We start from the raw sequence: 24,438 nt of genomic DNA on the forward strand, positions 1-24,438 counted from the left end.
GGCTCTCCTCAACAATCCCCGAAATCACCGGCCGTCGTGCCGGCGAATTCCTGGACAACATGCAAGGTCGCGGTCTCGCTTTTCGTGCGCGGCAGTTCCTGCCTCACCGCAGGCTGGCAATCCCATGGTGCCGGTTCCCGCACCTGGCGCCAGATCGGGTTATGAATAGCGAGGTCGATCTGGCGTACGAGTTCCACCATGCCGTGATAGCCGGCGTAAGGATGTTGGCGCTCCTGGTTGATATCGAGCCAGGGTGTCTTGGCCTTAAGGGCGATGAACTGCGTGCGCCCGCCCGACAGCATGATATCGGCCTTGTGTTCTGAGAGCATGGCGTAAAGCTCGCGCGGCGCCATCTGGTCGAATATGTGGTTGTCGTCCTTGAGGATCTGCTTGATGCGCTGCTTGTCTTCGACGGTCGACTTCTTGACAGAGGTGCCGACGATCTCGATGCCGATCTCCATCAGCGCATGGACGACCGACCAGGACTTCACACCGCCGGTGTTGAGCAGCACGCGCTTGCCTTCGAGCCTCGGCCGGTAGGCGGCGAGCTTCTTCCAAGCGATCGCCTCCTCCTCTGCAATCAACGCCTCGGTGCGGCCGAGGATCTCCGGATCGGCACCCTTCTTCACCAGCAGCTGAGAGATCTGTCGGAGCGCTTCCGAGGTGTCGGTGATGCCGTAGAAGGAGCCCTCGAAAAACGGGATGCCCCAGCGCTGCTCCATCTTGCGGGCCAGATTGATGAGCGCGGTCGAGCATACCATCATAGCCGCCCGGGCGCGGTGCGCGGAAGCAATGTCGAGGTAACGTGCGTCGCCCGGAATGCAGGCGCGCACCCGGATGCCGAGCCTATCAAGGAGCGGCTTCACCAGCCAGAATTCTCCCGAGAGGTTGAATTCGCCAAGGATATTGATGTCGTAAGGGCCGGCATCGTCGGGCTCCACCGTGCCGATGACATGCTCGAGCAACGCCTCGCCGGCAAGCTTGTTGCCAAGATTCTTGGAGCCGACGAAGCCCGGCGCATTGACCGGCACCACCAGTAAACCGAACTTTTCCGCAGCGCGTTTGCACACGGCCTCAATGTCGTCGCCGATCAGCGCCGTCACGCAGGTCGGATAGACGAAGATCGCCGGCGGCCCATACGCTTCCTTGATCTCGCGGATCGCTTTGAAAAGCTTCCGCTCGCCCTGCCCCATCACCACCTCGAGTTCGGTGAGGTCGGTCGTGAAGCTTGTGCGCCACAGCGTTGGCCCGGACGAAGCCGCACCGCGGTTGTCCCAGGAATTGCCCTCGCAGGCGAGCGGCGCATGGATCAAATGCGCAACGTCGGTGATCGGCTGCAGCACGATCTTGGCGCCATCGAAGGCACAGCCGCCGGCCGCCGCCCCCGGGGTCAGTGGCTTCGAACAGCCCTCCTTGCGCGCCTTGGCATCCTTGCCGCGGTTCTGCTCGCAGGCGGGCTCGTTGAAGACATCCTGGATTTTGGCTCTGAGCAAGCACATTGCGTCGGTCTCCAAAGTCCCTCGGGAAGACGACCGGCCAAAGCCGACCGTCACGCTTAGCGGGTGAGGTCATACGAATAGTCCGTCACGCCCGTCTCGCTTGTCTCGCGATCGAGGTTGTCGAAGATCTTGTCGAGGATCGTCGTCAGGACGCGCAACCCGCCTTGGTAGCCCATCAGCGCAAACCGATGGTGATGGTGGCGGTCGAAGATCGGAAACGTCAGCCGGATCAGCGGCGTGCCGGTGTCGCGCTCCAGATATTTGCCATAGGAGTTGCCGATCAGCAGGTCCACCGGCTCGGTGAAGAGCAGCGAGCGCATCGCCCAGAGGTCCTTGCCCGCCCAGACTTGAGCATCCTTGCCGAAGGGCGATGATGCAAGCAGTTCCTTCAACTCCGCTTCCCATGCCGACGTGCTGTTGGTGGCGAGGCAATGGGTCGGCTCGCCGCCCGTCTCCATGATGAAGCGGGCCATGCCGTAGACAAAGTCTGGATCGCCGTAGATGGCGTATTTCTTACCGTGCAGCCAGGATTGGCTGTCGGCCATGGCGTCAACAAGTCGGCCGCGCTCCAGGCGGATTGCCTCGGGGATTTGCTTGCCGGAAATCGCGGAGACCTCCATCAGCAAGTCGTCGGTTGCCTGGACTCCGAGAGGGTAATGGAACGAGGCAGTCGCCTGCCCTACCCCCTCGCAATACTCCAGTGTTTTTCGGGTATTGTAATGCTGCAGCGACAGCGTCGCCTCGGCGTTGAGTGCCTTCCTCACGTATTCGATCTTCGTGCCGCCGTCGTACATGCGGTATTCGCCGTCGGACGGCGTGTCGAACTGGTCAGAGGCGTCTTGGATGAAGGTATAGGACACGCCTATCAGATCGAGCAGGCGCTTGAGTTCCCGGTTGTTGCCGACACAGAACCCGTCGAAGCCCGGAATGATGTTGATGGTTCCCTCGGCTTCCGTTCGCTCCTCGCCCTTCCAGAAGTGCTCCAAAATGCCCTTGACCGCAACGTCATAGCCGTCGACATGGCTGCCGACAAAGGCCGGCGTGTGGGCGAAGGGCACGTCGAAGTCGCGCGGGACCGAGCCTTCGTCCTTGGCGTTCTCGATGAAGCTGTGCAGGTCGTCGCCAATGACCTCCGCCATACAAGTGGTCGAGACGGCGATCATCTTCGGGTCGTAAAGTTGGTACGTGTTGGCGAGCCCATCGACCAGGTTCTTCAGGCCGCCGAACACTGCCGCGTCCTCGGTCATCGAGGAGGAAACCGCCGAAGCAGGCTCCTTGAAATGGCGCGACAGGTGCGAGCGGTAATAGGCGACGCAGCCTTGGCTGCCGTGGACGAAGGACATGGTTCGCTCGAAGCCTGCGGCCGCGAACACCGCGCCGAGCGGCTGGCAGGCCTTGGCGGGGTTCACGACAAGCGCTTCGCGAGCAAGGTTCTTTTCGCGGTATTCCCACGTCTTGGTGAATTCGCGTTGGTCGGTAACGATCTGGTCCGGGTGAGGACATTCGAAATTCAGCCTCTTCTCGGCGAGCATCTGCCTGTATTCCGGCTCGCGGAACAGGGGCGCGTGGTCGAGAACTTTTTCAGCCGACTGCGGCATGGGTGGTTACCTCTTTCCATCTGGCCCGCCATAGGGCGGCACAGGGACGTCGAAACGTTTCAGGTCTCCCGCGGACAAGCGGCCACAGGCGTTCACTGCCTCCCGGCTTCCGGGAGGCCAGGGTTTCATTCGGCTGCGATCGCCGCCGACGGCTCGGCTTTTTTCTTCCAGGGAGCGTCGTAGAGGTTCCAGACCGGGTTGTTGATGGCCAGGTCCATATCGCGGGCGAAGATGGCGAAGCCGTCGTAGCCGTGATACGGGCCGGAATAATCCCAGGAATGCATTTGACGGAACGGTATGCCCATCTTCTGGACCGGGTACTTCTCTTTGATGCCGGAGCCAACGAGATCAGGACGGATCCCTTCGATGAACTTCTCCAGCTCGTAACCAGTCACGTCGTCATAGATCAGGGTGCCCTTCTTCACGTAGTGGCCGGTGCGCTGATAGTCGTCGTTATGGCCAAATTCGTAGCCAGTGCCGACGATCACCATGCCCAGGTCCTCATATGCCGTGACGACGTGACGGGGGCGCAGCCCGCCGACATAGAGCATCACCGTCCTGCCTTCGAGGCGCGGCCGGTACTTGGCTATCACCGCTTCGACCAGCGGCCGGTATTTGGCGATGACAGCCTCGGCCTTGGCCTCGATTTCCGGCCCGAAGTGCTTGGCTATCTTGCGCAGAGAGGCTTCAGTCTGGGAGGGGCCGAAGAAATTGTACTCCATCCAGGCGATGCCATACTTTTCCTCCATATGCCGGCAGATGTAGTTCATCGACCTGTAGCAATGGATGAGATTGAGCTTGGCCTTTGGCGCCCGCTCTATTTCGACCAGGGTAGCGTCGCCCGACCAGTTGCCGACCACGCGCAGGCCCATCTCCTCGAGCAGGATGCGCGAAGCCCAGGCGTCGCCGCCGATATTATAGTCGCCGATCACATTGACATCGTACGGGCCGGCCTCGAACTCGACGTCCTTCTTCTCGAACACCCAGTCGCGGATCGCGTCGTTGGCGATGTGGTGGCCAAGGGATTGCGAGACGCCGCGGAAGCCCTCGCAGCGCACCGGCACGATTGTCTTTCCGTGCTCCTTGGCCTTGTTGCGGGACACAGCTTCGGTGTCGTCGCCAATCAGCCCGATCGGGCATTCGGATTGCACAGTCATGCCCTTGTTCAGCGGAAACAGTTCCTCAATCTCGTCGATGATCCGTTCCAGCTTCTTGTCGCCGCCGAAAACAATGTCCTTCTCTTGGAAATCGGAGGTGAACTGCATCGTGACGAACGTGTCGATGCCGGTCGTGCCGACGTAGTAGTTTCGGCGTTGCGACCAGGAATATTGTCCGCAGCCGACCGGGCCGTGGGAGATATGGACCATATCCTTGACTGGACCCCACACCACGCCTTTCGAGCCGGCATAGGCGCAGCCGCGAATCGTCATCACGCCGGGGATGGACTTGATGTTCGATTTGACCTCGCATTCGGAAAGGACCTCGCTTTCCTCGCCAGCCTCGTCGCCGCTCCTTGCGACGCTGAGGTGCTTTTTGCGGCGCTTCGCCGACTTGTCAGGATATTGCGACAGCACTTCCTCGATAAGCCTCGCATGGAGGCCACCGTCATTCTCGTATTCCAGGCTCATGGGACCCCTTTCAAGGTTCAGGGTGACGCCTCACCGACGAGGCGCCGTTCTTTGAAAGGCGCACCAGGTCAGGCGGCGCCTCATGTCGGCAGCAGTCGCTACTGTGCGGCAGTCTTGGCCGCTTCCTTGACCTGAAGCTCGGCAAGCATCTGCTCGTCGGTCTTCATGATGCCGAAGTCGAGCAGCATGTCCTCGAGCTCCTCCATGGTGATCGGGGTCGGGATGGTGCCCTGGCCCGAATTCCCGTGAATCTTCTCGGCCAGCGCCCTGTATTCCCCGGCCTGCTTGGAGTCCGGCGCATACTGAATGACAGACATCTTCCTGAGCTCGGCGTGCTGGACGATGTTGTCGCGCGGCACGAAGTGGATAAGCTTGGAATTGAGCCTGGAAGCCAGCGCTTCGGCGAGGTCGAGCTCGCGATCGGTTTGGCGCTCGTTGCAGATCAGGCCGCCGAGCCGCACGCCGCCCGAATGGGCGTATTTCAGGATGCCCTTGGCGATGTTGTTGGCGGCATAGAGCGCCATCATCTCGCCGGACATGACGATATAGATTTCCTGGGCCTTGTTTTCGCGGATCGGCATCGCGAAACCGCCACACACCACATCCCCGAGCACGTCGTAGGAGACATAGTCGACATCGTCGTAGGCGCCGTTCTCCTCGAGGAAGTTGATCGAGGTGATCACGCCGCGGCCGGCGCAGCCGACACCTGGCTCAGGGCCGCCGGACTCCACGCATTTGATGCCTTTGTAGCCGACCTTGAGCACGTCCGCGAGTTCCAGGTCTTCCACCGAACCTTCCTCTGCCGCGAGATGCAGGACCGTATCCTGCGCCTTCGCGTTCAGGATCAGGCGGGTGGAGTCGGCTTTGGGGTCGCAGCCGACTATCAGGATTCTCTGCCCGAGGTCGACCAGGGCGGCGAGCGTATTTTGGGAGGTGGTGGACTTGCCGATGCCGCCCTTGCCGTAAAAGGCGATCTGACGCAAACCTGACATGTAGCTTTCCTTCCTTCGTTCCCATTCATCGCGGCTGCCGCGACTTGAATGCCGGTCGGGCAGCTCTAGCCGCCTCGCACCTAAGGATCTCAAGACTCATGCCAATTTGGCTGATCCAACCGAAGAATAATTTCATAGTGGTTTTTCAGTGGTTTAGCTTGAGTTCCAAGAAAGGATCGTCGGAACAGCCCGTGTAGCGGACGCGACATTGGCGACACAAAGCGTCGGATCGCGATCCTCAGTCACCGCATTTTGAACCGCATCGTTATGTTGAAGTGGACGAACAGCATCTCAACCTACTTGCGGGAAGCTGCTAAACTTTCTGTGCCCGCGAGCTGACGTGCTTCGTCTCGCGTGTCCTCGTCGAGACTGCGTAGAATCCTGCGCGCGACGCTGGCCATACCATCGTCCGCGGCCACTCATCCGGTGCCAGGGCGGATAGTCCGTTAGATCAGCAACTCGAGGGGTCTCGGCTCACTTGTCGGCACAGGAGTTCAGTATCGGCGTCATCGCCTTCACATGTTCGTCGATCCGCTCGAGCACTTTCGCTGCGACGACATCACGCTCAGGCAGATGCCACCAGTGTTCGTTGACGAGTTTGACCGTCTCGACCACTGCCTTCAGGACTGCTGGCTCCGGGAGCCGTGCACGGTTCGCAAATGCTTTCCATCGCGGTGCTGCTAGCGCCTTAAACGAGCGCTCTCCTCCAAGCGACAGCGCCATGGCGTCGGCGGCAATATATGGCACGGTGGACAGGACGTCGTAAATTGGTGCAAGCGCCGGCTTGTCGCCGTTACCCGGATAGATCAAAGACCAATTCTTCAGGTGCATGTCGCCATTGCCGGTGATGACGGTCAGTGCCAGGCGGCGGACGAACTCGAGAGCCGCCGTAGGCGAGACGGCGACACCAAGAGCCAAGGCTATGTCGTGATAAGCGGCCCCCTCATATTTGCGCGAGGGGTAGACACCGAAGACCTGAGCGAAATCCTCGATGTGTATCCTCTCGCCACCGGCGCCGCGATCGAAGCGTTTGACGAGAAGAACCTTGCCGTCAGACAGCGTGTTGAATTCTTCGGGAACGCCCTCAAAATCGGACTTCTCGACCAGTTCGCATTCAGGAACGTCCATGCCGATTGCTGCTGCCAGCGCCAGGTTAGCGAATTCGTTCTCGGAAACGCCCGGAAAGGCCGTCGAAGGGAACTTGGCAATGTACCGGCCCTGCTCGTCGTCCATCGGCAAGGTAAGGCCGCCGCCTTTTCCAATGTTCTTCATGACCGACAGCTTCATCTGCACGCCGGCAAGCGAGAACCGTGCCTTGGGCTGATCCTTTGAAGAGTCCTGCGAAACCGCTATCGCGCCGTCACTGCGCAACGCCCGTACGGCTCCCGGCAGATCGGCGCCCAGTGCCGCTAAAAGGTCGAAATCATTGCCTGGCCGCACATTGCCTTCGTGGTGCCTTTCCATCGCCTCGCGCAATTTCTCCTCGGGCAGGAGGTTCGCGAAGAAAGCGGGCAAGGCGCTTGCCAGAGGCTTCGGATCTTTCCGCAATCCTCCCGTCGCTGCCCGGAACGACAGGCTGAAAACCGGAAAGCCGCCCGTCGCGCGGTAGGCCTCATCGAAGTTGAATGCATTGAAATCGCCCGGCGTCCTGACGATCGTGCCGATCTTCACTGCGTTCAAGAGCACGTCCAGCGACGGGATCGTCTTAGGTGCGCGAAATACTGGGGCCATGATCGTCATCGTCAGGTTGAGAAACAAAGGCGGGTCGATCGTCATCATCATGCGGACGCAATAGAGCCTGGACAGCTGGCACCATGACTTGCGGAACCAGCATCATTTCCAGGCCGAGCGCGCGAGCGATATTCATGAGCGTTGTTGCACGCGCGGCTGCGGCTCCCGTTTCGATGTCGCGGTACCGGGGACGGGATATACCCGCCAAATCAGCGACCTGCTCCTGCGTCATCGCAGCGGCCAGCCTCGCCTGCCTGAAAAGCCCACCGATTTCGCGTAGAGTTTCCGATTGTGGGTCCATGTGATACGTAAACGATCCATTCTAACGCTAGATGATATGGCAGAGTATCTTATCCAGTGATTGAGTCAACACTATATGATCTGTTCGCGTATCATGCATCAGCCTTATGATATGTACAGAGATCAATCACTGCGTTTAGCGCCGCCCGACGGTGACGCCGTCCGAAACTGACGCCCGATCAGCCCTTGAAATCATCGGAATGTTAAATCAAGGGGGTCCGGCGGCTGAAATCGCTCGTCTCTTCTCGTTCATACGGCCGGCCGCGCTGACTGGGGGTCAATGTGATCGCCACTCCTTGATGGCAATGGCTTTGTACCATCTGCTCCTGCCGGTCCCCGCCGCACCTGGTGTTCCGACCCTTTTAGGGGCTTCTCGCTCTGCGTGACCGGTCACCCTGATCAAGCATCGACATAGCCGTCGAATACCGCTTTACTCTCGGCTGTCCGTTCGGGGCATGGCGGGGTGCCTCCCCGATCACGATGCAGCACCCGAACAACCCCGCGACCAGGCAATCCTCCCGCTTCCGAGACTTTCTCACTCAGTAAGACTAGCGCCCGCCGCACGTACGGGCGCCGCCGGCGTCAACCGGTGGGCAGGTGCGCCGAGGGCAACAAGCGCGCCTGACGCAACGCCACCAGATCAGCCGAGCCGGTGCAGAAGCAGGCGACGGCCAACTGGCGGATAACGATCTCGAAATGCGCGACAACCGCCTCGCTGGATTGCGTAGCCGCGCGCAGCACGCCGGCTGCCTGCCCGGCGATGTCCGCGCCCAAGCGGATGGCCTTGGCCACGTCGACGCCGTCGCTGATCCCGCCCGACGCGATCAGCTTCACCGCTGGCAGGGCCCGACGGACCGCCTGCACGCTGGCCGGGGTCGCAATCCCCCAATCCGCGAATGCCATTGCCACTGCGCGGTCGGCGGCATCGGGGGCGCGCTCGCCCTCCACCGCGGCCCAGCTGGTGCCGCCGGCGCCGGCGGCATCGATCACCGCCACGCCCGCCTCGACGAGCGCACAGGCCACCGAGGCGGACAGGCCCGACCCCACTTCCTTGGCCACGATCGGCACGCCGACGCTGCGCGCGGCGCGAGCGATCTGCGCCAGGACGCCGCGCCAGTCGCGGTCGCCCTCCGGCTGTACTGCTTCCTGCAGCGGATTGAGATGGACGATGAGTCCATCGGCCTCCAGTGCGTCCACCGCCCGGCGCGCGAGGTCCAGGCCGTCGGGCTGGCGCAGTTGCGCGGCGCCGATATTGGCCAGCAAGGGAACGTCTGGGGCCAGGCGGCGCAGCGCGCGCGTCAGCCCCTGGGAGTTGCGGGATTGCAGGCTTACGCGCTGCGAACCGACGCACATGGCGATCCCCAAGGCTTGCGCTGCCTCGCTCAGATGGCGGTTAATGGCCTCGGCGCGTGGCATGCCGCCGGTCATGGAGCTGATCAGCAGAGGCGCGCGCATGGTCTTGCCCAGCAGCGAGGCGCTGAGGTCGATCTGCGTCAGGTCCAACTCGGGCAATGCACAGTGTTCGAAACGAATGTACTCCCAGCCAGCGGCCTTGGCCCGTGCCGTTCGCCGATCCAGCACGATGTCCAGGTGGTCGTCCTTGCGCCGGCTCAGGTTGGTGTCGCTGATGCTCGCTCCTTCCGCGTCATCGAGCGACGGCGTTGCGTCGGATCGGACCGACGGCAGCGCGCTCACGCCGCCGTCTCCCGCGCGTTCAGGCCGGCGCACGCTGGCCTGCGCCCGCAGCGTCGCTGCGGTAGCGACTGGTTGAGGTCTCGTAGTACTGCGCGCGGATGGCCGCCATGGCTTCGATCAGCGGTCCCCACGGCGGGGGAATGCGTTCTTGCGCCATCACCCGGTGCAGCATGCGTGTGTGGCCGGCCAGCTCGTCGTTGAGGAACTCCACCACAGGCATGGCCGGATAGCGCTGCAGCAGCAGGATCGCCGCGTTGTCGGCCTCGCCGGCCGATCTATCCTTTTCGCGTCCATGCAGGTCGTTCTGCAAGCGCCCTATCGCGGAGATGAGCCGCAGAACCTGGCGAAACGCCGGACGCGCGCGCAAGGTCGCCATGTCCAGCCCCCACAGCAAGGACAGGCAACAGAACACGTTCGTGTAGGCGATCGAATCGATGCCGTTGTGCAAGTACTCGGCGTACGACCAGCGCTGCGCCCCTGCCGCCTGCGCGTGTCCGGCCCGCAGCGCCGCGCAGTAGCACCGGGTATCATGGAGAAGCTGAGCATAGTCGCGACGATCGTAGGCGAGCGCGGCGAGCGAAGTGCGCAGCACAGCACAGCCCTCGAATCCGGGAAGCGCGCACGGCACACCCTGCCCCAGCGCCTGCTCCACCGCGGCGAGCTGCTCCGGCGCGATCAGGCCAAGGTCGTTGCAATCGTCGAGCCAGAAGAGCAGCGCCAGTTCGCGATGGAACGCCACGATCAGCGTTTCGTCCAGCGGATCGCGGCCTGTGCGGGCGCTGGTGTCGCGCAGGCTCGGCTGGATGCGCTGCAGGATGTACTGGCCGCCCCTGACCGCTTCTATGGCATGCTCGTCGGCGAACCCGGTCAGGGAACGCCCCCATTCCAGCACCTGCTGCAGCGCGCGATCGGTCTGGATCATGGCCCCGCTCCTGCTCCCTCGGCCGAGACGTGCCGCCCCCAACAAAGCGCCAGCCACAACCCGGCGAGTTCGGCCACGCGCACCACCCGAGTGGGGCAATACAGTTCCTTGCCGATCCACAGCGGTGTCTGGGGCAGTGCGTGCGCTGCGTGGCGGGCGAGCATCCACTTCAGCGCACGCGCCACCGCCTGCGCGATGCGCCGGCGCCCTGCCGGCGCTTCGCTCCCGTCCATCACGTGCAACGCGAACAGCGCATAGGCGGTTTCCTCGAATGTGGACGCGCGACCGGCGCCCCAGCCGCCGTCGTCGCGCTGCGTCCGCAGCAGCCCGGCCAGCGCGCGCTCGTCGCGCCAGTGGGGGTTGCCTTGCGCGAGCGCAGCGACCGCATGCGCGGTTGGATACAGCCACGAAACGTGCCATTTTTCGTTGTCCCATACACCGTGGGCGTTGCGATTGGCCTGGACGTAGGCGCTGGTGCCGGCCGCGGGTTTTCCCAACATTCGCGACGCATGCAGGGCATGGATGTTGGTCGATACCGAGGCATTGCGCTCGCCCGGGAAGGTGACGAACAGCTCGCCGGTTTCGAACTGGCGCAACGCGTCGGCCGCCGGGTCGCGGCCTGCAAGGCGAAGGACGCACAACGCAACGGCGGTGTCGTCCGCATCGGCCGCGAAGTGCAAGGCAGGGCCCAGACCGCGGACTCCGAGGCGGGCGTCGAGTTGCGCGATGATCACTTGCACCGCCTCGGCGAGCGCGGGATGCGCGAACAGACCGGCCAGATGCAGGGTGTACAGCGACCAGCATGGCTCGAACACATTGATCGGCCAGACGTTGGGAACGACGCCTTCGATGCCGGTGCGCGTTGCCCGCGATGCAGCCTGCAGATACCCGTCGGTGCGCCCGACGTGCGGCGTTCTTCCCTGTGTCACGGCGTGCGCACGCCACGCGGCGGTGGCCGCTGGACTGATGCCAATGCTGCCGTCGTCGTCCGGGCATGCGGTGGCCGGCGACGTCCCCCAGGCTTCCCAGGAGTGCAGCAATGGATGGCCGCTCGGCAACGTCGCAACTGCCCCCAGCTTGGCCAGGCGTGCTTGCCGCAACGGCAACAGCGCCGGGTGGCGCGGAAACGCCACGCCACCCAGCAAGGATGCGGCCTCGTCGCACAACTGCGGCAGGATCAGCTCCGCGCCGATGGGCGCGTCTTCCGGCACCGCATGCGAGTAGGGATCGGGCTGGCGCTCGAGGAACCGGGTTGCAGCGTGGACTGCGTCGGCAGCGCCAGGAAGAGGATCGGCACGCTGCAATGCCAGCAACGCCGCCCAGGTGGGCCCATGGCGAAACAGCGGGAAGTCCGCACTTCCCCATCCGCCATCGGCCTGTTGCTGCGCGATGAGCCACGCGTATGCGTCCTGCCGACCGGTGACGTTGCCGTGGAACTGCAGAGCTCGCGCCGTGTCGTAGACGGACGGACCGACACTGCCGCCGTCGCTCATATCGCTCAGCAGGTGGCGCATTTCGGAAAGGATCTGTTCGGACAAGTTCACGCGGGATGTTCCTTCTGCAGAAGGCTAACGAGAACAGAAACGGGCAGACGCCGCGCACGTCGCCGCCGACACGGACACAGTGCAGCATGCAGCGCCCGCCGGCCGATCGCAGCAGCACAGGGGCGAGTCCTTACGGATGCGCACGCTCATGCGTATGGCGCGGACAGATAGAGGTTGGCCCGCTGCAGCATCTGCGCCAACCCTTCCGCACGCGGCCCCAGAGGGGCGATGGCCTCCCCGGCGTCGTGCAACAAGTACAGGGCGAACTGGCGCGCAGCCTGCAGCCCCATGATCGACGCGCAGGTCGGCTTCTGCGCCGCCGCGTCCTTGCCGGGGGTCTTGCCAAGAGTCGCGGTATCCGCCGTCGCGTCGAGAATGTCGTCGGCCACCTGCAAAGCCAGGCCAAAACAGGCGGTGTAGCGATCGAGCGCAGCATACAGCGCAGCGTGCGCGGCATCCTCCGCGATGGAGTATAGCGCGCCCATGCGAACCGACGCGCGCACTAGCGCTCCGGTTTTCATCCCATGCATCGCCAGGATCCTGTCCAGCCCGGCATGCTTTCCGACCAACGACAGATCGATGGCCTGCCCGCCTGCGGCACCCTCGGCGGACACCGCCTGCGCCAGTTCGCGCACGAGCGCGATACGGTTGTCGCCCGGCGCATCCAGGCTCGCCAGCGTCAGGAAGGCGTGGGCCTGCAGCGCATCGCCGACCAGGATCGCAGTGGCTTCGCCGAACTTTACGTGCACGGTCGGAAGGCCGCGGCGAAGCACGTCGTCGTCCATCGCGGGCAGGTCGTCGTGGACCAGGGTACAGGCGTGCATCATCTCGATGGCGGCGCCGACGTCGTCGAGCATGTGCGCCGGCGTGCCCGCCAGTGCGCCGGCAGCCAGACAGAGCAAGGCGCGGGTGCGCTTCCCGCCATGCAAGGTGGCGTAGCGCATGGCCGCCATCAGCTCTGTCTTACCGTCGTCTTCGGCGCAGAGCAGACGCGCCAGCGCCTGTTCGACCCGCTTTGCGCCGTCCTGCATCCAGATCTCGGGGAGCAGCCCGCCAGATGCGCCGCGCGCCTGCGCGCCCAATCCGCCGGATGCGGAAACGCCGATTCGGTCGCGTGGAGTGGAACCGGTCTGCATGTTGTGTCATGTCCTTGTAGCTGAGACGGCCACGGCGAGCGCAAGCCGTCACGGTGTTGCCGGCGTCACACGAATGCGTGCGCTGAGTGCAGCAATGCCGCACCCCGCCGGCGCCGCTGCCTTGCCAAGGGCATGCGATGCCAGCTCATGAGAAGCCTATGCGGATTGCCATGGACGGATGTGCGGTCGGGTAATAGCGCTGGCCTTTTGCGACGTCGCTCAGCAACTGCGGCCGCACCCCGGCCTTGTGCATGGTCAGCGCCAAGGCGATGCAGAACTGCACCATTTCCAGCCATACCAGATGGTAGCCGATGCAGACGTGTGGGCCGGTACCGAACTGCAGCATGTCAACCGGCCGGATCGGCTCCGTGCGTTGCAGCCACCGCGCTAGGCGGAACTGATCAGGCGCCTCGTGCAGCAGCGCCGAGGTCGAGAAATGCAGCAGCGGGATGCATAGATGGGTGCCCGCGGGAATGCGCCGTTGGCCGAGTTGCAATTCCTGCAGCGCGCGACGCGGCAGGAGCGTGGTCGCCGGATGCAGGCGCAGTGTCTCGCGGAACAGCGCCTCGGCGACCGGACACTGCGCCAGGTCCGCGTGCCGGGTCGGCACCGCGCCCACGCGTTGCGCCTCCTCAACCAGGGCGTCCCACAGCACAGGCTGCCGCGCCAACTCGATTACAATCCAGGCCATCGTTGAGGCAGTGGTGTCGTGACCGGCAAGCAGCAGCAAGCGAATATTGGCGACCAGGACGTCATCGGAGAGCGGACCGTCGCTGCGGTCGAAGGCGCTCACCATGTCGTTGATCAACCCGGTGCGCGCGGCATGCGCGCGCGCGTCGCGGACGAACTGGCGCAACTGCGCGTCGATCCAGTCGCGGGCGGCGCGGCCGCGCCGCAAAGGCAGTCCGGGCAGGTCGACCTGTGGCGCGACGATCAACTGCAGCAATTGCCGGTACTTGCGATGCCATCCCGGCAGGTCCTGCGCGGGGATTCCCATGAGGCTGAAGATGAGCTTCAGCATCAGGTCGCCGGTTTCGCGCAGGATGGGTACCTCGCCGCGGGCGCTCCATGCCTGCACCCGCGCCCGGATGACGGGCGCGAACAGGTCGCCGATCCCGGCCTGGGTTAGCCCCTTGGGCAAGAACGCTGCCTTGATGGCATCGCGCGCCTGCCGGTGCGCGCCGCCGTCCAGGGCAACCAACGTCCCGCCAAGCAATTCGGGCGCGATCTCTTCGATCAGCGCCGAGGACACGTCCTTGTGCCTGAGCAGTGCGAATGCGTCCGGATCCACGCAGGTCATCAGATGTCCGGCAGGGCCGAAATCCAGCCAGAAGTGGCTGCCCAGCGTCCGTTCTGCGCGCTCCAGCAGGCGCGGCAGGTCGCAGACAATGGCGGGAAGATGCCCGACCAGGGGGAAAGCGCCAGGCATGACCGGGATGTCGCATCGCAGCCGGTGCCGGCGGTTGAGTGGGTTGAGCAGCATGTCCATCAGCAGCGCGCCGCCGTCGCCGATTGGGTGTCGCCGGCAGGGCGCGCGGCGCAGCTGTTGCCACCGTCGGCGTATGTCGGCACATGCGCCAGCATGCCGCCATCGATGCACACGACCTGGCCGGTGATGAACGCAGCATCGTCGGAGAGCAGGAACGCCACGAGCGCGGCCACGTCCTCGGGGCGGCCGACGCGCTGCAGGAGCTGGTGGCGGCGCAGATGCCGTTGCATGCACTCGTCCAGCTTGGCGAGGAGACGCTCGGTCATGATAAGACCCGGCGCAACCGCGTTGCAGCGGATCTGAGAGTGACCGTACTGGGTGGCGAGCGAGGCCGACAGCATGTTCATCGCCGCCTTCGACGCGGCGTAGGACGTCTGCGCCCTGTCACCGCTGAGCCCCTGGCACGACGACATGTTGACGATCGCGCCACCGCCGCGGGCGATCATCCGTGGGATGGCCTGCCGGCAGCAGAGCAGCGTGCCGCGCAGATTGGTCGCCATGGTCTGGTCCCATACTGCCAGGTCCAAGTCGAGGATGGCGCGGTCGCGCGGGGTCAGATGCATGGCGCTCGCATTGTTCACCAGCAGGTCGACCCCCCCGAAGTGCCGCTCCGCCGTCTCGAACAGCGCTGCCACCGCCTGCTCATCAGCGATATCCATGGCTATGGGCAGCGCGTGGCCTGCTTCGGCCGCGATCTGCGCGGTGCAGGCGATGGCCGCCGAGCCATCAATGTCGGCCACCACCACTCTGCCGCCCCCGCGCACGATGGCGAGAGCGCATGCCTTGCCGATGCCGGCGCCGGCGCCGGTCACCACGGCCACCTTGCCTTCAAACCGTCCCATCGTGTCTCCTGAATTGCATTGGTCTTTCGCAGCATGCCGCTCGGCCTCCACCGGAGAAGGCGCAGGGTCGGCGCTGGCGCGCTCGTCATGGCCAGCGTCGCTTTCGATGACACGAATGGCGGCGACCGGGCACTGGTTGGCCGCAAGCCGCACGGCGGCGTGCAGCGCCTGCGGGACCGTCGCCACGCACACTTCGGCCACGCCGTCCGGTTCGCGCTGGCGAAAGGTGCCCGGCAGCGTCAGCACGCACTGCCCGGTCGTTCCGCACAGATCCTGATCGACCACGACGCGCATCTCAGCCCTCCTGCCCATGCAGCCGCACCGGCAGCGCGCGGAACGTCCTAAGGAACGCGGAGGGCTCCCGGGTCGGCTGCTCGGCCAATGCCAGGGTGGGGAAGCGCGCCTGGATCCGCGGCAGGCTCTCGGCCAACTGCACCCGGGCCAGTTGCGCACCAAGGCAGAAGTGGATGCCGTGGCCGAAGGTCAGCATGATCTTCCCGTCGATCGACATGCCAGGACTGGTGCCGTAGAACCGCACGGGATCGAAGCGATCGGGATCGGCGAAGGCGTCCGGGTCGCGATTGCCGGCCGCGATGAGCACCCGCACGTCCGCGTTCTTCGGGATCACCACGCGGCCCAGTTCGATGTCGCGCTGGGCGATACGCGGAATGGAGCTGAACATGGCGGGCGCGTCGTAGCGCAGGGCTTCTTCGACGAATGCCTTCACCCCCACGGCATCTCCCTTCAGCCAATGCCGCTGTTCGGGATACGCCAGCATCGCCAGGACCGCATGGCCGATGGCCGCGGCAGTGGTGGCGAAGCCGCCCAGCAGCATGCCCCAGAGCATGCTGATCAATTCCGCATCCGACAGCATGTCGGAATCGTCGTCGTGTGCGCCGACCAGCATTGACACGATGTCGTGGCGGGAATCGGTACGCTTGCGCTGTATGAGGTCGCCGAAGTAGGCCTGCACCCTGGCGCTGGCCGCGTCCGCCGCGGCGAGTTGGGGATCGCTGGCGTGCGGGCTCAGGCCTTCCAGAATGGCGCTGATGCCGGTGACGAGCGCGAGAATGTCGTCCGGGGGCATGCCGAACAGTTCGCCGAAAACCAGCATGGGCAAGGCCAGCGCGAATTCCCGATGCAGGTCCACCGCCTCCCCGCGTTCCAGCGCGGGCGCCATGCCGTCCAGGCGCGCTGCGACGATGCGAGCGATGGTCGGCCTCAGCTTGTCGATCTGGCCCATGGTGAAATCGCGCGAGATCAGCCGGCGCAGACGCGTATGCGTTGGTGGTTCCTTCATCGCTAAAGTGGACGCCAGCAAACTTAGCGACAGGCTGGTCGCCGCCCGCGGGAAATAGCGCGCCAGTTCGCCTGGCGCCGGCCCCCGAAAAGCATCGCCCGTGGCCTTGAGCGCCCAGTAGATGTCGGCGTGGCGGCTCAACAGAAAGAGGCCCGACGCCGCGCGATGTACCGGATCGTGCTCGCGCAACCACCGCATGAATGGGTACGGGTCCTGAATGCACGCTGGCGACGCCAGTTCGGCGAAGGCGTCCCGGCATGCTACCGTGGTTTCTTGCACGTCCATCTTGGTCACCTGTTGGCTGGCTGATCTGATCGGCGCGCGGCAGGCGCGCCGGCAACTCGAGAACGTCGCGATTCCTGGTGGCGTCCCCGCATCACCAGAGCACCGGGAACTCCTCGAACCCGCCAGTGATGATCTCCTTGCGCAACTTCAGTTCTTCGGGCGCCACGGCCAGGCGTAGCGCGGGAAAGCGCTGGAAGATTGAACCGAACACCGCCTTGAGTTCCAGCCTGACCAGCGCCAAGCCGACGCAGTTGTGCGGCCCATAGGAGAACGCCAGGTGCGGGTTTTCGTCACGTCCGATGTCGAAGATTTCCGGGTCGTCGAAATGGCGCGGATCGAAGGACGTCGCCGGCAGGCAGACCAGCACCTTGCTTTCCGCGGGAACATGCACGCCCGCAATGGTCACGTCGGTCCTCGGATAGCGCATGATGCCGTCCCAGCCCGCGCCCGGCGGGTACATGCGCAGGATTTCCTCCACCGCCTTGTCCACCAGGGATGGATCGCCGACCAGGCGTTCGCGCTGTTGCGGATGGCGGAACATGGCCAGCAGGCCGAATTCGATCTGCGCGACGGTGCTCTCGTGACCCGCCACGAGCATGCCCGCGGCCAGGCCGATCGCCTCTTCCTCGGTCGCCTTGCCCTGGTCGACCGCCGCGAGCAGATCCGTCAGCAGGTTGTCGCCCGGATCCTGGCGCTTGTCCCGCATCTTGCCGCGAATGTAGGCGCGGAGTTCTTCCCAGGCCAAGCGCGACGCGCTTCGCGGGCCGCTTTCATGTTGGTGCGTCATCACCTCGTCGGACAGCCCGGCGAAAAAGGCGTGGTCCTCGTAGAGCACGCCCATCAGCGCGCTGATGACCATGGCCGGAAGCGGAAAGGACAGGTGGCGCCGCAGATCGGCGGGCTGGGGCTGGGCCGCCAGCGTGTCGAACAACTGCGCGGCGATCGCCTCGACCTGCTGCGCGAGCAGCTTCACCCTGCCGTTGCTGAAGGCCGGCGCCACGATCGTGCGTAACCGCGTATGCTCGCCCCCCTCGTGCGAGACCAGCCATCCTGGCGAACCGAGAATCACCGAATCCGGGGTGAATGCCGCCGGCGGCATTCCCGCGGGCCGGAACGCCGCGTCGGACAACACCGCCTTGGCCTCGTCATAGCCTGTCACCCACCAGCCTTCGTGCCCGGACGGGAAGCGCACGCGGTGGATCGGACCGTTGGCCCGTAGCGCCAACATCTCGGGCGAGGGCTCAATGTGATCGACGCGCCACATCGGCAGCGTCGGCAAAGGTTGTTCGGACATGCTGGCACTTCACTCTATAGCGATGGGAAGGGCGGAAGGTGACCGGCGGGTGCTGCGGCAGCGAAGACCTAAGACGGCATGTAGACGACGTCGTCCGAAAGCAGACCGATTATCAAGATCGGCCAACGTGTAACTGTCTAGGCACACCGCGCGGCGAGATGCAGAACTTTATCCTGCACCATCGATTTCAGGATAAGGTCGGTGTGGTGGGCCTTTGAGCCGCCGCCGGCCAAGATTTCCTGCGCAAGGGTCGACAAGGGCGGCGAGCTGTTGGGTAAGGGCGGTTTCGCCGAGGACCCCCTGCCCATAGACGCTATCCGACGCGGATTTGACATTTTGCTTTTCTTTCTTCGTTCCATTCGTGCCATCCACGAAATGAAAGTCGGTCGGCGGCTCCCGGCCCGCAACGAAGGTGCTTCAAAACTCGTGCCAAGTTGGCCGACCGAAGAAAAAAATTTGTGATGCTTTTAGCGGCTTAGCCTGAGGCCGGAGAAGAGCTCGGCGAAATAGGCCGGCGTCGCGGACGAAACGAAGGCGACAGAACGTGTCGGATAGTACGCGCTGGTCGACCTTTCGGTCGGGCTTGCGACATTCTGGTCCAGTTTCGAACATAAGAGGGCGGCAAACAGACACGATTGGGGAATTCGATCCTCACGGGGCCAAGGCGCTTGCCCAAGAGCGCGCGCTCATGGTTGCCGCGACAGGCGCATGTTCGCGATAGGCGTGCCTGCGCACCCAAGAACGCTAGCGGCACACGCTACGCAATGACTGGAGTGCCCGCCAGCCTCAGGTAGTGCATCGGCTCGGCTTCCGGTTCGTCTTTGCCCAGCTAGGGCTGAAGCGCCAAATATCCGCACCATACAGCATCGTTGTTGCCTATGACACGAGGCGGCATAGCGCGCGCCCGATCTTCTAAGACACGGCCTCCGAGAAGAAGGGGCGGTCCGACAGCACCTCTATTTGAAATGGCACGCCGCTTGCTGCTCCTGGTTAGAGCACTGTCAAAAACGATGAAAGCGACTTGCACCATGCCCGACACGCGAAGCTCTAGACCGTGGCCTGAGGAGACGGTGCCCGCGCCCGTTGAACATCGGGACATCGTCTCCTCCGGAGGTCCTTGCTGGGTAGCCGCTTTGCGCATGGCTGGTCCGATGCCGGCACGCCAACACGGGGCGCTGGCGCAATTGCCGTTTCCCGGTTCTGTTCAGCATGTGAGTGCCGAAGAGTCCTCAAAGGGTCACCCAAGCCAAGGTCGGCGGGTCACTGCCACATATCGACAACACGCTGTACCAGTCCAGTAACGCGGGTCTGTTGCGTAATACATTCGAGGCCTGCACATGCTTGCGATATTGGCTACTTCCGGCCGCTATCACTTTTCCCCGGGAACGAGCGCGAGTGATCGATCCCGCTTGCGGCGCCATAGCCGTGGAAAGCATGCGGCTCGACGGTCTCCAGCTCGCTCAGATCGATTGCGTTCGGGTGGCAAAGACCAGCAGCCAAGACGTTCCCCGGCATGGAAAAGGAGCCTGCTAGCCGCGAGGTCCTCACTCCGTGCCCGGCATACGAGCCCTAGCTCGGTATTGCGCCAGCCTCTGCCAGAATTCAGCGCGCCAGTTTCTACTTTTGCAGGAGCAAATTAATGACAGTTCGAAAGAAAGTTCCCTTCGTCACCTTTCTCACGCGTGTTCACGATAAGTCAGTCCAAGGGCCAAATCCATATCGCTGGCAAGAAAAGACATCTGACGACTACTTTGCCGGCAAGCGGGTCATCCTGTTCTCGCTGCCTGGCGCCTTCACCCCGACCTGCTCGACCTACCAATTGCCCAAGTTCGAAGAGCTCTATGATGAGTTTGCGAAGCAGGGAATTGACGCGATTTACTGCCTCTCAGTCAACGATGCCTTCGTGATGAATGCGTGGGGGAAGTCCTTGGGCCTGAAGCAGGTCCAGCTCATCCCCGATGGCTCAGGCGAGTTCACACGCAAGATGGGCATGCTGGTTGCCAAGGACAATCTCGGATTCGGGATGCGCTCATGGCGCTACGCCGCCCTGATCAACAATGGCGTGGTGGAGCACTGGTTCGAGGAGGAAGGTTTCTCCGACAACTGCGAGGCCGACCCGTATGGCGTCTCATCCCCGCAAAACGTTCTCGAAACGCTGAAAGCCGCCGCATGACCTAGAAAACGTCTCACTGGCGCCATTGCAGGCCCCAAGAGGCTCCTCGACAGGATTATCGCACTCACCATGCAATCTTCAGCAAGCCTGTTTCAGCGCCAGAAGCAATCCATCGTCGCATCGCCTCAACTCATTGAGTCGATTCGCTTGCTGCAACTGGCGCATACCGAACTGCATCAGTTCGTGGAGGGGGAAATCGAGAAGAACCCGCTCTTGGAATCTGCGTCAAACGATGGCGGGCCTTTTGACGATGCTTCGATTTCGGGAGCGGATCAGCCTGTCGGCTTTGGGGCAAACGCCGTTGAAGGTCCGACCGGGGGAGGTTCGCCTGAACGGCTCGGGCAATGGAAATCACTTCGCAACACGACCAACAACCCGTCCGGCAATGGCCCTTCCCTCGACGAGTTTGCCACCCTCGCCGAAACATTGCACGACCATGTCGCTCGTCAGATCGCCCTCACTGCGTTCACACCACAGGAGCGGCTGATCGCTGGCCAGCTTGCCGCCGATCTGGAAGACACTGGCTATCTTCGGGCAAACCTTTTGGAGCTGACCGAGAGCCTGAATGTCCGTGAGGCTGTTGTGGAACGGGTTCTCGGAACCTTGCAGCAATTTGATCCACCGGGAGTTTTTGCGCGAAGTCTCAGAGAATGCCTCGAGATTCAGTTGCGCCAGCGAAATCGGCTCGACCCGGCAATGGCAGCTTTGGTTGCCCATCTTGAAAAGCTTGCACGACGCGATTTTGAGGCACTGAAGCAGCATTGCGGCGTCGATGAAGAAGACCTTCTCGACATGATGCATGAGATTCGGGCGCTCGATCCCAAGCCTGGGAACAGATTCCAATCCGGTGCGTCTGAATCAATCATACCCGACGTCTGGGTCACGCCCTCGCCGCAAGGCGGGTGGCAGATCGAACTTGATCCCGCCACGCTGCCAAAGCTGCTGATCAACCAAACCTATTATGCCGAAGTCACGCGTCAAACTGCCCAAAATTTGAAAGATCAAGCATTTCTCGACGAATGCTTGCAAAACGCGAACTGGCTAATCCGCAGCCTCGATCAGCGCGCCAAGACGATTGTTAAGGTTGCGGCTGAAATCGTGCGTCAGCAGGATGCCTTTTTGGAACATGGCGTCGCCCACCTGCGGCCTCTCAATCTTAGAACCGTCGCTGACGCGATCGGAGTGCACGAGTCGACGGTAAGCCGGGTGACCTCGAACAAGTACATGCTTACCCCGCGCGGAGTCTTTGAACTGAAGTATTTTTTCACCGTCGCGATCGCGTCCTGCCAAGGCGGCGACGCGCACTCCGCCGAAGCTGTCCGGCATCGGATCAAAGCGATGATTGCCGCAGAATCTCCCGGCGACGTGCTTTCCGATGAGGACATCGCTGTCCGGCTGAAGGAAACCGGCATCGATGTTGCGCGCCGCACCGTCACAAAATATCGCGAAGCAATGAACATCCCCTCCTCCGTGCAACGCCGCCGGGAAATGCGCTTGTGTTTTTGAATTTGGGTCAGGGCAGCCAACATCACGTTGCATTGCATCAAAGTGGAGACTTCGTTCATGACCCAATCCGCGGCATGCGTCATGGACGCTGTCCTGCACGACCCAGAAAAACCCGTCCCACCGTCTGGTCCCGCATGGGGTGCGGTGATTTCGCTTTCCTTGGGCACCTTCGGGCTGGTCACGGCAGAGTTTCTGCCTGTCAGCCTGCTCACGCCCCTCGCTCATGATCTCGGTATCAGCGAGGGAGCCGCTGGACAGGCGATGACGGCGACCGCTATCGTCGGGGCGATCTCGGCGCCGACGGTGGCCATCATCACAAAGCGCCTGGACCGCAGGACCGTCATGTGGACGATGACGCTGCTGCTGATCCTGTCCGACCTTCTGGCGGCCGGCGCGTGGTCGCTGGCGGTTCTCCTGACTGCACGCGTCGTGCTCGGCATAGCGCTCGGAGGCTTCTGGTCGATGTCGGCAGCACTGGCGATGCGGCTCGTTCCAAGCCACCTCCTGGCGCGCGCTATGTCGATCATCCTCACCGGCGTTTCGGTGGCTACCGTTTGCGCAGCTCCAATCGGTGCTTATGTCGGCGATATCTGGGGATGGCGAAGCGCCTTCATACTCGCCGCAGTCGGCGGCGCGGCTACACTGCTGGTGCAACTCATAACCATTCCGAAACTGCCTCCGATTGGAGTGGCTAGCTTCCGCAGCCTGCTGGATGTGGCTAAGATTCCGATGGTCAAGGTTGCGCTTTTGGTCGTCCTGCTGGTCGCTTCCGGCCACTTCGCCGGAATCACTTACATCCGCGCCTTCCTAGAGAAGATTCCCGCGCTTGACGTCGAGACGATCTCGCTTGTGTTGCTTGCTTTTGGCATCGGCGGATTCTTCGGCAATTTGGCCGGCGGGCTTCTGGCCGAGTACAGTCTCAAGGCAGTCGCGGCCCTTGCACCGCTGCTCATAGCGATAGCCGCTGTTTCGCTGCTGACGGCGGGAGCATCGGCCTTGGCCTCGGCGATTGCTGTTGCCGCGTGGGGGTTTGCCTTCGGCGCGGTGCCAGTGGGATTGCAGACGTGGATGGTACGGAGGGCCGTTCCCGAGCAGGCCCAAAGCGCCGGTGTGCTGCTGGTCACAGTATTCCAAGTGGCAATCGCTGCCGGCGCGATCTTCGGCGGACTTTTGGTGGACAATGCCGGGGTTACCAGTGCCATTGCCTACAGTGCTGTTGCCACGTTCGTCGCTGCCCTCATAGTATTCCTGCTCGGCCCGAAGCGCGAAACCTAGACCGCCTGACAGCAGAGATCTCGGCAGCGCAGCGGACGAGAGGTCCAATCGCATGCACGGCGCGGCGCGATCCTCTGCTTGCATGGACCCGCGGAAGCGTTTCGCCGGCTTCACCTCCGGGCCATGGCGACCGACACCGCCAGACAAGCGAACCTCGCCGGCACCGGTTTCCATTTGGCTACGGTGAGCGCTGCCGGCGCGATGGAACGCTTGCTGGCGGTCATATCCTTCACGACAAGCCGGCATTCTGGGCAAGCGACAGCTACGCGCCGGCTACGCCCGTCAGAACGCCGGTGACGATGCCGCTCGATAGCGCAGACAGGTCGCGAATTGCCCGTCGTGTCAACGGCGACCGGATTATCGTCGACCGCGCGTACCTTGTTTCGGCCGATGAGGGGACTAGCGTTTCGGCAGCTTGATGATGTTGACCACATAGCCTCGGAGCTATATATGACTTGGGGAGTCGTTTTTGGCGATGAGTTCGATGGGAGTTCGAGGCGTTGCCCCAGACAGTCCAAGATGAGCTATTGGCCTCGGCTAAGCTGCTCGGTGTTCGGGCCCCAGCTGGGGCGACCGCATGCGGATACCTTGAATGACTCGTCGTTCGCGAACATGAAAGAACTTCGCTTCGACGCTGATGATGGTGTCTGGCGGGTTGCGTTCGCATTCGACTGGAAGCGGAAGGCGATCCTGCTCGTCGCCGGCGATAAGTCGGGCGTGAGTGAGAAGCGCTTCTATAAAAGTCTGATCGCCAAGGCGGACAAGCGCTATCAAGGGCATCTCGACCGTTTGGCGGCGGCGAAGAAGGAGAAGAAGTGATGGGACGCAAGCTTGACGACCTAATCGCTGCGCTCCCCGAGGACCGTCGGGAGCGGGTCGACGCGCGTTTCGAAGAGTAGTCGAGAGTCTCGGCGAGTTGCGGCGTGCCGCTGGAAAGGCCCAGGCTGAAATCGCTTCGGTCCTCAAGATCAAGCAGCCTTCGGTCTCGAAGATCGAGAAACAAGCCGACATGTACTTGTCTACCCTTAAAAGCTACGTCGAGGCGATCGGGGGGCAACTCGAACTCGTCGTTCGCCTTCCGTCGCGCGCGCCCCTCCGTATAGAGCGGCTCGGCGACGTCGTGGCTCCCAAAGCCGTCTCCATGCGTAGCGTTAAAAGAGCGGCAGGTGGACGTAATCGCACAAAGGCCGCACGCGCCGGCTGACCTCACTCTGTTTCGGCTAAAGACT

20 protein-coding genes and 2 pseudogenes are annotated in these 24,438 nt (G+C 63.1%); 6 read left to right on the forward strand and 16 right to left on the reverse strand.

All coding sequences use genetic code 11. The features are described from left to right. Positions 1 to 8 precede the first annotated feature (8 nt). From nifE to NKI38_RS26350, 15 genes and pseudogenes are all read right to left on the reverse strand, one after another. The gene (gene nifE / locus NKI38_RS26280; protein ID WP_352662679.1) at positions 9 to 1,499 is read right to left on the reverse strand and encodes a nitrogenase iron-molybdenum cofactor biosynthesis protein NifE; all 1,491 of its coding nucleotides are present in this window, start codon (positions 1,497 to 1,499) and stop codon (positions 9 to 11) included. Positions 1,500 to 1,555: 56 nt separating this feature from the next. Beyond that, complete coding sequence (nifK, locus tag NKI38_RS26285; RefSeq protein WP_352662681.1) at positions 1,556 to 3,097, reverse strand: nitrogenase molybdenum-iron protein subunit beta; 1,542 nt, start codon at positions 3,095 to 3,097, stop codon at positions 1,556 to 1,558. A gap of 125 nt (positions 3,098 to 3,222) precedes the next feature. Continuing rightward, entirely contained in the window at positions 3,223 to 4,725 is a 1,503-nt protein-coding gene (gene nifD / locus NKI38_RS26290) for a nitrogenase molybdenum-iron protein alpha chain (protein WP_352662684.1), read from the reverse strand. A 98-nt stretch (positions 4,726 to 4,823) separates the two neighbouring features. Next, positions 4,824 to 5,717, reverse strand: a complete 894-nt coding sequence (nifH, locus tag NKI38_RS26295; RefSeq protein ID WP_023763052.1) for a nitrogenase iron protein — start codon at positions 5,715 to 5,717, stop codon at positions 4,824 to 4,826. Between the two features lie 474 nt (positions 5,718 to 6,191). After that, entirely contained in the window at positions 6,192 to 7,448 is a 1,257-nt protein-coding gene (locus NKI38_RS26300; protein WP_352662688.1) for a type II toxin-antitoxin system HipA family toxin, read from the reverse strand. Beyond that, complete coding sequence (locus NKI38_RS26305; RefSeq protein ID WP_352662691.1) at positions 7,423 to 7,749, reverse strand: helix-turn-helix domain-containing protein; 327 nt, start codon at positions 7,747 to 7,749, stop codon at positions 7,423 to 7,425. Before NKI38_RS26305 ends, NKI38_RS26300 begins: the two co-directional genes overlap by 26 nt. 581 nt (positions 7,750 to 8,330) lie before the next feature. Further along, complete coding sequence (gene fni, locus NKI38_RS26310; RefSeq protein WP_502899387.1) at positions 8,331 to 9,434, reverse strand: type 2 isopentenyl-diphosphate Delta-isomerase; 1,104 nt, start codon at positions 9,432 to 9,434, stop codon at positions 8,331 to 8,333. A gap of 28 nt (positions 9,435 to 9,462) precedes the next feature. After that, the gene (locus NKI38_RS26315; RefSeq protein ID WP_352662694.1) at positions 9,463 to 10,365 is read right to left on the reverse strand and encodes a terpene synthase family protein; all 903 of its coding nucleotides are present in this window, start codon (positions 10,363 to 10,365) and stop codon (positions 9,463 to 9,465) included. Beyond that, positions 10,362 to 11,879: a hypothetical protein gene (locus NKI38_RS26320; protein ID WP_502899388.1), complete on the reverse strand. Its 1,518-nt coding sequence runs from the start codon at positions 11,877 to 11,879 to the stop codon at positions 10,362 to 10,364. The genes NKI38_RS26315 and NKI38_RS26320 overlap by 4 nt, the downstream gene beginning before the upstream one ends. 176 nt (positions 11,880 to 12,055) lie before the next feature. Then, positions 12,056 to 13,045: a polyprenyl synthetase family protein gene (locus NKI38_RS26325; RefSeq protein WP_352662699.1), complete on the reverse strand. Its 990-nt coding sequence runs from the start codon at positions 13,043 to 13,045 to the stop codon at positions 12,056 to 12,058. Positions 13,046 to 13,190: 145 nt separating this feature from the next. Further along, positions 13,191 to 14,534 (reverse strand): cytochrome P450, encoded by a 1,344-nt coding sequence (locus NKI38_RS26330; protein ID WP_352662702.1) that lies wholly within the window; start codon positions 14,532 to 14,534, stop codon positions 13,191 to 13,193. Beyond that, positions 14,534 to 15,376: an SDR family oxidoreductase gene (locus NKI38_RS26335; protein ID WP_352662752.1), complete on the reverse strand. Its 843-nt coding sequence runs from the start codon at positions 15,374 to 15,376 to the stop codon at positions 14,534 to 14,536. Before NKI38_RS26335 ends, NKI38_RS26330 begins: the two co-directional genes overlap by 1 nt. A gap of 168 nt (positions 15,377 to 15,544) precedes the next feature. Then, positions 15,545 to 15,688: pseudogene (locus tag NKI38_RS26340) on the reverse strand (ferredoxin); the annotation flags it as partial. Then, positions 15,672 to 16,961: a cytochrome P450 gene (locus NKI38_RS26345; RefSeq protein WP_352662705.1), complete on the reverse strand. Its 1,290-nt coding sequence runs from the start codon at positions 16,959 to 16,961 to the stop codon at positions 15,672 to 15,674. The gene NKI38_RS26345 and the pseudogene NKI38_RS26340, both read right to left, overlap by 17 nt. A 91-nt stretch (positions 16,962 to 17,052) precedes the next feature. Beyond that, complete coding sequence (locus tag NKI38_RS26350) at positions 17,053 to 18,255, reverse strand: cytochrome P450 (RefSeq protein WP_352662708.1); 1,203 nt, start codon at positions 18,253 to 18,255, stop codon at positions 17,053 to 17,055. Positions 18,256 to 18,456: 201 nt separating this feature from the next. Here NKI38_RS26350 and NKI38_RS26355 point away from each other — a divergent pair, with 201 nt between their 5' ends. The 4 genes from NKI38_RS26355 to NKI38_RS26370 all read left to right on the forward strand — a co-directional run bounded on the left by NKI38_RS26355 (position 18,457) and on the right by NKI38_RS26370 (position 23,209). Beyond that, complete coding sequence (locus NKI38_RS26355) at positions 18,457 to 18,717, forward strand: hypothetical protein (protein WP_352662711.1); 261 nt, start codon at positions 18,457 to 18,459, stop codon at positions 18,715 to 18,717. Between the two features lie 1,177 nt (positions 18,718 to 19,894). After that, positions 19,895 to 20,428, forward strand: coding sequence for a peroxiredoxin (locus NKI38_RS26360; protein ID WP_352662714.1), 534 nt, complete (start codon positions 19,895 to 19,897; stop codon positions 20,426 to 20,428). 69 nt (positions 20,429 to 20,497) lie between these two features. After that, positions 20,498 to 21,934, forward strand: coding sequence for an RNA polymerase factor sigma-54 (rpoN, locus tag NKI38_RS26365; RefSeq protein WP_352662717.1), 1,437 nt, complete (start codon positions 20,498 to 20,500; stop codon positions 21,932 to 21,934). Between the two features lie 57 nt (positions 21,935 to 21,991). After that, entirely contained in the window at positions 21,992 to 23,209 is a 1,218-nt protein-coding gene (locus tag NKI38_RS26370; protein ID WP_352662720.1) for an MFS transporter, read from the forward strand. Between the two features lie 140 nt (positions 23,210 to 23,349). On the opposite strand, the pseudogene NKI38_RS26375 reads toward NKI38_RS26370, so the two are convergent. After that, a pseudogene (locus tag NKI38_RS26375) lies at positions 23,350 to 23,589 on the reverse strand (ABC transporter permease); the annotation flags it as partial. Between the two features lie 208 nt (positions 23,590 to 23,797). Here NKI38_RS26375 and NKI38_RS26380 point away from each other — a divergent pair. Both NKI38_RS26380 and NKI38_RS26385 read left to right on the forward strand, forming a co-directional pair. After that, on the forward strand, positions 23,798 to 24,028 hold the full coding sequence (locus tag NKI38_RS26380) for a type II toxin-antitoxin system RelE/ParE family toxin (protein ID WP_352662722.1): 231 nt from the start codon (positions 23,798 to 23,800) through the stop codon (positions 24,026 to 24,028). Between the two features lie 97 nt (positions 24,029 to 24,125). After that, positions 24,126 to 24,413, forward strand: a complete 288-nt coding sequence (locus NKI38_RS26385; protein ID WP_352662725.1) for an XRE family transcriptional regulator — start codon at positions 24,126 to 24,128, stop codon at positions 24,411 to 24,413. Positions 24,414 to 24,438: the final 25 nt, after the last annotated feature.

The sequence above is a fragment of the Mesorhizobium sp. M0621 genome, assembly GCF_040320745.1.
In the GTDB taxonomy this organism is placed as follows: Bacteria; Pseudomonadota; Alphaproteobacteria; order Rhizobiales; family Rhizobiaceae; genus Mesorhizobium.